The organism is Novosphingobium sp. FW305-C-111 (assembly GCF_058783565.1).
Genome location: NZ_JBYSYP010000008.1, coordinates 199,205 through 207,842, shown reverse-complemented (window position 1 = coordinate 207,842; position 8,638 = coordinate 199,205). Strand labels below are relative to the sequence as shown.

The following is an 8,638-nucleotide window of genomic DNA, read 5'->3' as shown; positions in this document are numbered from 1 at the left end:
AAACCATCGAAATGAGGGGTCCCTTTTAGACGCCGATCACCCCGCTAACGGGGTCCTTTTTGCACGCCGATCCACACCAAGCGGACCGTATGACATGACCCGATAGCGAAGGCCGGTGCGCATCCACAGGCCGGGGATATGGCGCGTATGGTCAGCAAAAAACTGCTGGAAGCGCAGTTCCTGCGAACATGACACCTCGCCCTCCGGGTCGGCCAGAACTTCCTGATCTATACCGGCTTCGGAGAGTACACGTTCGGGGTCGATGGCATTCTCACGCATCGCCGCGGCCATGATCCGCAGGCTCTGGTTCGACAGTTTGAGAGTTTCAAGCAGGTGGAGTTGCATTGTTTGTCTCTGCCACATCCCTATCGCCCGTGTCAGTTTAAGTCAATTATTGGCGGTTACGGCCATTCTGGCGGGTCGAAAGCTGTGGCAAACAGTTCTCAACTCGGAAATTCAACCGGGAACATTTGAGAGGATCCCATGAGTCAAGCAGCCTTCCTGCAGGCCCCTCCCCTGGATGCATCCGGTCCTCGGCCGTTTGCCCACTGGGACAGCAATCCCCGCGTCAAGCTTGGTCAGTTGGGCGCTGAGCCTCCGCTGGACGACCTTGTCGATCAATTGCATCAGACCGTGCACGGATTTGCAGACAAGGTCATGCGCCCCATTGGGCGCGAACTTGACCGGTTGACCGCAGAGCAGGTCATCGCTCCGGGATCCCAACTCTGGTCCTTCCGCGATGCTTACGCATCGCTCGGCATCAATATGGAAGCTCTGGCGACGTTTCCGCCGGCACTGATGCCCGATATCTTTGCCATCCTGTTCGAGGAGCTTGGGTGGGGTGACGCCGGCCTCGCGATCTCGGCAGGCGTCGATCTGCTGCCGCACTACATGGCCGCCAAGTTCGGCAACGATTTTGTGTTCAAGACCTATCCTGAAGAACTGATCGGTTGCTGGGGCATAACCGAACCCGACCACGGCAGCGACTCGCTGGATGCAAACGGGGCGATCTTCCACCCCCAAGGCAGATACGGCCGCCCCAATTGCGTTGCGAAGATCACCGACGGCAAGGTCATCATTTCTGGCCAGAAATCCGCCTGGGTATCCAACGGGCCGATCGCCGAACTGGCAATTCTCTACTGCGCGGCGGAAACCAGAGACGGCGTCGATCCGCGCCGTGGGGCAGTGGTCATCGTTCCGTTGCAGGCTCTTGGAGTGTCCAAGGGAAAGCCGCTCGAGAAGATGGGTCAGCGCGCTCTGCCGCAGGGTGAAATCTTCTTCGACAACATCGAGCTCGATATCGATCACCTCCTGGTCGCGCCCGAGGACTACAAGAAGGGCGTATATGCCATTCACAGTGAAGCCAACGCACTGATGGGCGGCGTGTTCACTGGTTGCGCTCGCGCAGCTTACGAGCACGCATACGCCTATGCACACGAGCGCAAGCAGGGGGGCGTTCCGATCATCCGCCACCAGGACGTCGCCAAGCGACTTTTTCATATGGCCCGCAAGGTTGAACTGTCCCGGGCCATTACTCGCCGTGTGACTGCCTTCAATATGATGAACGACATGCCCGCACTGCAGGCAGCGATGTTCTCGAAAGTGACCGCCACGCAACATGCCCTCGAAGTGGCCAGCGATGCCGTGCAGATGTTCGGCGGCAACGGGGTGACGCGCGAATACCCGGTAGAGAAGATATTCCGCGATGCCCGCTCTTCGTTGATCGAGGATGGCTGCAACGAAATCCTGGCTATCAAGGGAGGAACCCTGATGATCGATCCTGATCTGCTGACGCCGACGGTCTGACGTCACTCTGCCGCGCGATCGGTTGGTCACGCGGCTCACTCAATTGCGAATGAGATCGCCGTGCCTCGGCTTTCGGGGCACGGAGCGGAGGAGAATTGCCTTGCGCCAGAAGGCGATCATTGCGGGAGTGGGGATCACTCCGTTCGGGAAGCATCTCGATCGATCGCTTGCGGCGCTCGCCCGCGAAGCGATCGGGCAGGCGCTGGCCGATGCAGGGATCGGGCTCGAACAGATCGAGGCCGCCTGGGCGGGCACGGCCGGCGCTCCGGTCGTCACTGGGCAGGTTTGCGTCGCCGGGCAGGTTGTGCTGCGCCAGATGGGCCTGGGCGGGATCCCGGTGATCAACATCGAGAACGCCTGCGCCACCGCGTCGACCGCCTTCCAGCAGGCCTGCACGATGGTTTCGCTCGGGGTCTACGACGTGGTCCTCGCCTTCGGAATGGAGAAACTCCACCACCCGGACAAGGAGCGCCCGATGGCGGTCTATGCAGGCTGCGTAGATACCGAACAGCCTGAACAGCTCGACAGATATCTGACGGGCGATCTGACCACCGCGGAACTGGACGCAGCCCCGCGCGACCGGCGTTCGCTGTTCATGGACATTTACGCCCGAATGGCGCGCGACTACATAGCTGCGAGCGGCGCGACCCAGCGCGACTTCGCGCTCGTTTCCGCGAAGAATTCACGCCACGGCAGCCTCAATCCCAACGCCCAGTACCACGAGGTGCTGAGCGTGGAGGATGTGCTTCAAGCCAAGCCGATCTCCCCACCGTTAACCTTGCCGATGTGCTCTCCCATCGGTGACGGAGCGGCAGCGGCGGTGATCGTCTCGGAGCGCATGGCAGCCCGGTTGGGTGTCGAGGCTCCGGTGCATGTCCTTTCCTCGATCGTTTCAAGCGGTTTTGACGCTCTGCCTGGCAGGCCTGGCCTGACCGAGACGGTTTCCCGACAGGTTTACGAGGAAGCAGGCATCGACCCGCGCGACATCGACTGTGTCGAACTTCATGATGCGACCTCGCCCGCCGAATTGATTTACTACGAGGCATTGGGCCTGTGCGATATTGGTGGCGGGCCCGCTTTTCTAGCCAGCGGGGCGACCACAATCGGCGGGCGAGTGCCCGTTAATCCGTCAGGCGGGTTGGTCCGCAAAGGACATCCTATCGGCGCAACCGGGCTCGGCCAGATCCACGAGTTGGTTCAGCAATTGCGCGGCCGATGCGGCCCGCGACAGGTGGAAGGCGCGAAACTGGCCCTTGCCGAAAACGGTGGCGGATTCATCGGTAACGATGCCGCAGCAATCGCAATGACGGTTTTGTCGCGATGACTGCGACGGCCCGGACATTGCTGCAGATGGTGCTGGACGGCATCGTGTCGGGCTATTCCGCCCCGATCGTCACGTTCGTTGACATCGGTGCCGACGGCGGACTCCGCGAGGAAACCAGAACCTTCGCCGCACTGCTCGAAGCGGGAAAAAGCGTTGCAGGCGCGCTACGCGGTGCCGGAATGAAAGCTGGCGATGCCTTTGCCATCATCATGCGTAACCACCCGGAATTCGTCGAAGCGATGGTTGCCTCCGAAATCGCCGGGACGGTGTTCGTGCCGATCGACCCGCGCACCCGTGGCGAAAAGCTGGCCTACATGCTGCGCTTCTCACGCTGTCGGGGGGCGATCGTTTCGGCCGACGTGTTGCCGCATCTCGACGCGGAGCGCGGCAACCTGCCGGACCTGCAGTGGATCTGGGTCATCGGCTCTGCGACCGACGGGCAACCGTTGCTGGCCTCTGTTTGCCAGGCATCCATCCCCGTCAGTGAAGTGGCACCACGCCCGATTGATGCTCCGATGCAGATGCTGTTCACCTCAGGGACGACGGGCGACCCCAAGGCGATACTGGCACCGCACGCCCGCTTTGCGTCAGTTGCGTCACTTGGCCCTCTCATCGGATTACGCCCGGGCGACCGGCTCTATACCGGGCTGTCCCTCACCCATGCCAATGCCCAGCTCATCACCCTTGGCAATGCTCTTGCAGGACCTTTCCCGCTGATAATCAGCCGCCAGTTCACCAAGTCGCGGCTGTGGGAGATTCTGGCGAAATATGATTGCACCACGTTCAACCTGCTTGGTGGCATGGCGACGGCGATCTTTGCCGAACCCGACGGCCCGTATGATCGTCGGCACAAAGTACGCTTCGTCCTAAGCGCGGGTATGCCGGCTTCGATGTGGAGGGCATTCGAGGACCGTTTCGGACTCGAAATCTTCGAATTCTTTGGTGCGGCGGAAGGCGGCCTTTCACTCAATCCGCCAGGAACAGGACCAATCGGTTCGATTGGGAAGCCGCCCATGGGTGGCATCTGCGAGATCCTGAGCAGCGACGGAACAATCCTTGGACCGGGTGAGCATGGTGAGATCTGTTTTCGCAATGCCGATGGATCGGTTGCGCCGGTTACCTATTTCGGCAATCCCGAGGCATCGGCCGCAAAGACGAAGGACGGGTGGTTCCGGACCGGGGATATCGGATGGAAGGATGCCGAAGGCTGGCTGTTCTTCTCGCACCGCGATGGAAACTCGATCAGGCGCAACGGCGATTTCATCGACGCTCGAGCGATCGAAACCGCGATTGCCGCCATGCCGGGAGTGGCCGACGCATATGTCTATGGCGTGTCCACCGCGCACAACACACCTGGCGAGAAAGAGGTGATCGCAGCGATCGTACCGGACAAGGGCTTCGATCCGGCATCGATCATTCCCGCCTGTGCCAGCGCTCTGGGATCAGCCAATGTCCCGACTTTCCTTCAGGTGGTGAAGGCGATCCCCAAAACCGCTTCGGAGAAGCCGCAGGACCGGCATCTCGTGGCTATGTTGGAAGCAAACGATTGCGAGTTGTTTGATCGCAACGGAAAAACACAATGGATTACCGAGGAAAGGACTGCATCATGACGGCGCCTGTCGTTGTTTACGGAGCCAGCGGCTACACTGGCAAACTGATCGTCTGGCATCTGGCGGAAGCGGGCATCCCGTTTATCGCCGCGGGCCGCAGCAAGGCACGGCTCGAAGAACAGATGGCCAAGGTGCCGGAACTGGCCGGCGCAGACTATTCCGTTGCGGAAATCGCGCATGATCGCGCCTCGCTTGCGGCGCTCTTTCAGGGCGCGAAGATCGTCTACAACGTGACCGGTCCTTTCATGCAGCTCGGCGAACCGGTCGTCCAGGCCGCGCTCGATGCCGGATGCCACTATCTCGACACGACAGGCGAGACCGACTGGATGGCGTTCTGCCGCGATCAATACGGGGCGCAATTCGAGTCCGAGGGACTGCTGCTGGCTCCAGCAGCTTCCTACATGTGGGCCGCCGGAAACATAGCGGCCGAAATCGCTCTGGAAACGCCGGGCGTGGATTCACTCGATATCCTTTACCTCGCGGATTCGAGCACAAGCGTCGCATCGACCAAATCGTTCCTGCGCATGTGCACCAAGCCGCAGTATTTCCTGGAACACAACGAAATGGTCATGTGGCCTTATGCCACTGCCTATGACGTCCGCTCGCCCGACCAGAATCGCCTTTTCAAGGCGCTTCCGTGGGGCGGCGGTGGCGAACCGATCTGGTACAGGGACGACCCGCGGGTCAGCAACTGCGCGACACTTGTCGGCTTCAAGAACCAGATCATGTTCGGTGCTGTCCTGCAGGTGCTGACCGAGTTCGAGCAGAAGTACCGCAACCTGGACGCCGCAGCACAGGAAAGTGTCACGAACGAGCTTGGCGGGCAGATTACCGAAACCGAGCCCGAGCGCGAGAATCCGGACCGCAACCGCTCCGTGATCTCGTGCATAGGTCGGGGCAACATGGCAGGTGTGAGCGTGGTCATGCGCGGGAACTCGCCATATCTTCAGACCGGAGAAATGGCTGCGGAAGCGTGCCGCCGCATCCTCGCCGGCAAGCTGCTCGCTACCGGCTTCCAGTCACCTGCAAAGGCGATTGGCGCGCGCCACATCCTCAATGCCTGGGCGGAAAAAGGTTACCACGCTTGGTCGGCCAGCGCGACCTGACCGGCATCTAGACGCTATCGGCGGCGAAGCACCGAAAGAACAGACGTGAGCGCACATTCGGGGGCGTCGGAGCGGGATCCGGCGGTCGGGAACTTGCGTCCATTTGAAAGGAGAGGGACTATGAGGCTCATCAAGCAAAAGACCGCGGCGGCACTCCTGACGGGAGTCGCTTGCCTTGGATTGGCCAACGCCGCGCTAGCGCAAGAGGCGTCGGCGGCGGTGCCGGGCGACGAAGCCCAGGACAGCGCGGAAACACAGGTCGGCGGAATTGCCGATATCGTCGTCACCGCACAGAAACGTTCACAGAATCTGCAAAACGTGCCCGTTGCCGTGTCAGCCATCGATAGCAATGCACTCAAGGCAAAGGGCATCACCGACACGACCGATTTGATGGGTGCCCTGCCCAGCCTCCAGATCACCACCCCCTATGGCAAAACCCAGCCCAACTTTTCGTTGCGGGGTGTTTCGGTGGCGAACGAGTTTGCCGCATCGACTGCCTCGCCCGTCGGAGTCTATGTGGACGAAGTCTACCAGAGCTTCCGCGCCAGCCATGGACAGCAGCTCTATGATCTGGATCGGGTCGAAGTACTGCGTGGTCCCCAAGGCACTCTTTACGGGCGGAACACGACCGGCGGGGCCATCAGCTTTTTCACCAAGGCTCCCGACCTTGGGAGCGCCAACGGCTATCTCACCCTTGGTTACGGAAATTACGACACGAAAACCGCCGAAGGCGCGGCAGAACTGACCCTCGTTCCCGATCAACTCGGCATCCGCATTGCCGGAACCTATTCCAAGGGCGATGGCTGGCTCTACAACCGGGCGCAAAGCCGACACATCGGCACAACCGACAGTCTTGCAGGAAGGGCAACAATCCGCTGGAAACCCTCGGATCGGCTCGATATCCGGCTTAAGATTTACGGTGCCAGGGACAACCCCCTTGCCGCCGCTCCATTTGCTCTCGGCCAACTGGCCGGCGGACGCGATGACCTGGGTTATTCGCGCTTCGATCCGTCACAGAACGGTGGCACCCCGCTTGGCGACAACGAGATCAATTCGGATACATCGGGACATTATTTCACCGATTCCTACGGCGGTTCGCTGACCATCAAATACGACCTGACCGACAATCTCACGGTGACTTCGATCACCGGCTATGACCATGGTCGGTACCGCAATTCGCCGTTCGATTGCGACGGATCACCGAACGACGTCTGCTCACTGCGCTATTTCTCCAGCAGCACCAACTTCAACCAGGATCTGCGCTTCAACTACAAGGACGGCCCGCTCAATCTGACTGCCGGACTTTATTACGGCAGGGACAAGGTCTACACGCACAACCAGCCTGACTTCTTCGGTGTACTGCGCCCCCTCCTGCTTGGTGCCGGTCTGCCTGGTACATATAGCAATCCTGCGATCGCCACTCCGGATTCCGTCGGCATTGTTCCCGCATTCGCGGTCAATCCGGCGCTGACTCCTGGGTCACCGGGCTTTTGCGATCCAGTCACGGTAAAGCCAGACGGTTTCCTCGATGCCCGCTCACTTATCGCCCTGCTTACCGACATAGCGATCAACAACAGCGGCGGTGGCGGCTTTGGCGGTGCCTATTCGGCGGCATGCCGTGCGGCAGGGGCACCGCCGTTCAGTCCCATCCTGGGCGAGCAGTACTACACGATCAATCGGCCGTCGAAAGCGATCTACGCCGATGCAAGCTACGAAGTCACCGACAAGCTCACTGTTACCGCTGGTCTGCGCTACACTTGGGACAAGGTCAAATATCAGGATGGCCGCACGATCCTCTACGACCTTTCGGGCCAGAATATCGTGGCAAGCACGATCCCGTACAGCTTCCCGTACAACCCAAATCTTCCTGCGGTGAATCTCTCTGAAAAAGCCAACCGGCTGACCGGACGGTTCAACCTGAGCTATGACTTCACTGATCAAATCATGGGCTACGTGCAATATAGCCGCGGCTACCGCGCCGGCAGCTACAACGGTCTAGCCTATCAGGGACTGAACCAAGTCTACTACATCCAGCCTGAGACGGTAAATGCCTACGAAGGGGGCCTGAAGACCCGGTTTTTCGACCGGCACGTGCAGCTTAACCTTGCCGGCTTCTACTACGACTACAAAAATCAGCAGTTTACCCAGGTCATCGGCGCAACAACCTTTACCCGCAGCGGTAACGGTCGGCTTTTTGGCGGGGAGGCGGAGCTGACAATACAGCCCACTTCGCGCTTGCGGCTTGATACCTCGCTGGGCCTGCTTGATACCAAGTATACAGGCAACGTGATCGACCCGAGCAATCCAAGCAGCGCCACCCTGCCGATCAACGGCAATCCGTTCCCGAATGCGTCGAAGATCACCTTCTCGTCGTCGGTCGACTGGATCGCCTTGGAACGCGGCGATGCCAAGCTTCGCCTGCACGGGGACGCGACTTACGTCGGCAAATACTACTTCGATCCCTTCAAGAATTATGGCCAATCCCCTTGTGACAAGCCGGCGGCAGGCTTCAATGTCCTCCAGGCCGGGCCGGCCATCGCCTGCGGCAATCCCGGATACTGGCTCTTCAACGGACGACTTTCCTATGAAACTCCCAACTGGTCGGTGGCGGTCTGGGGAAAGAACCTGACGAACAAGTATTATTATAATTATGGATTAAATATCAACATCTTCGGCCTTGATTACCTTAACCGCGGCATGCCTCGCACCTATGGAATCGAAGCGACAGCCCGGTTCTGATCCACCCTATGGGGGTGGCCGCGTGGTCACCCCCACTTTTTTGCTGGGGAAGG

The 8,638-nt window shown here is 60.0% G+C and carries 6 protein-coding genes; 5 read left to right on the top strand and 1 reads right to left on the bottom strand.

The window, feature by feature from the left end; genetic code table 11:
* Nucleotides 1–36: 36 nt before the first annotated feature.
* A complete protein-coding gene (locus tag AC3WLD_RS11495) occupies nucleotides 37–345 on the bottom strand; it encodes an AraC family transcriptional regulator ligand-binding domain-containing protein (RefSeq protein WP_492557099.1) in 309 nt (102 codons plus the stop codon).
* A 138-nt stretch (nucleotides 346–483) separates the two neighbouring features.
* Here AC3WLD_RS11495 and AC3WLD_RS11490 point away from each other — a divergent pair, with 138 nt between their 5' ends.
* The 5 genes from AC3WLD_RS11490 (at nucleotide 484) to AC3WLD_RS11470 (ending at nucleotide 8,585) form a co-directional block, all read left to right on the top strand.
* Nucleotides 484–1,806: an acyl-CoA dehydrogenase family protein gene (locus tag AC3WLD_RS11490; protein WP_492557098.1), complete on the top strand. Its 1,323-nt coding sequence runs from the start codon at nucleotides 484–486 to the stop codon at nucleotides 1,804–1,806.
* 100 nt (nucleotides 1,807–1,906) lie between these two features.
* Complete coding sequence (locus AC3WLD_RS11485) at nucleotides 1,907–3,130, top strand: thiolase family protein (RefSeq protein ID WP_492557097.1); 1,224 nt, start codon at nucleotides 1,907–1,909, stop codon at nucleotides 3,128–3,130.
* Nucleotides 3,127–4,740 carry a class I adenylate-forming enzyme family protein gene (locus tag AC3WLD_RS11480; RefSeq protein WP_492557096.1) on the top strand — a complete coding sequence of 538 codons (1,614 nt, stop codon included), beginning with the start codon at nucleotides 3,127–3,129 and terminating at the stop codon, nucleotides 4,738–4,740. Before AC3WLD_RS11485 ends, AC3WLD_RS11480 begins: the two co-directional genes overlap by 4 nt.
* Entirely contained in the window at nucleotides 4,737–5,846 is a 1,110-nt protein-coding gene (locus tag AC3WLD_RS11475; protein WP_492557095.1) for a saccharopine dehydrogenase family protein, read from the top strand. The genes AC3WLD_RS11480 and AC3WLD_RS11475 overlap by 4 nt, the downstream gene beginning before the upstream one ends.
* A 120-nt stretch (nucleotides 5,847–5,966) precedes the next feature.
* Nucleotides 5,967–8,585 (top strand): TonB-dependent receptor, encoded by a 2,619-nt coding sequence (locus tag AC3WLD_RS11470; protein WP_492557094.1) that lies wholly within the window; start codon nucleotides 5,967–5,969, stop codon nucleotides 8,583–8,585.
* Nucleotides 8,586–8,638 lie beyond the last annotated feature (53 nt).

Bases quoted from the DNA above. Each gene is read 5' to 3' on its own strand.
- AC3WLD_RS11495 (WP_492557099.1), bottom strand. From the start codon at position 345: ATGCAACTCCACCTGCTTGAAACTCTCAAACTGTCGAACCAGAGCCTG.
- AC3WLD_RS11490 (WP_492557098.1), top strand. From the start codon at position 484: ATGAGTCAAGCAGCCTTCCTGCAGGCCCCTCCCCTGGATGCATCCGGT.
- AC3WLD_RS11480 (WP_492557096.1), top strand. From the start codon at position 3,127: ATGACTGCGACGGCCCGGACATTGCTGCAGATGGTGCTGGACGGCATC.
- AC3WLD_RS11475 (WP_492557095.1), top strand. From the start codon at position 4,737: ATGACGGCGCCTGTCGTTGTTTACGGAGCCAGCGGCTACACTGGCAAA.
- AC3WLD_RS11470 (WP_492557094.1), top strand. From the start codon at position 5,967: ATGAGGCTCATCAAGCAAAAGACCGCGGCGGCACTCCTGACGGGAGTC.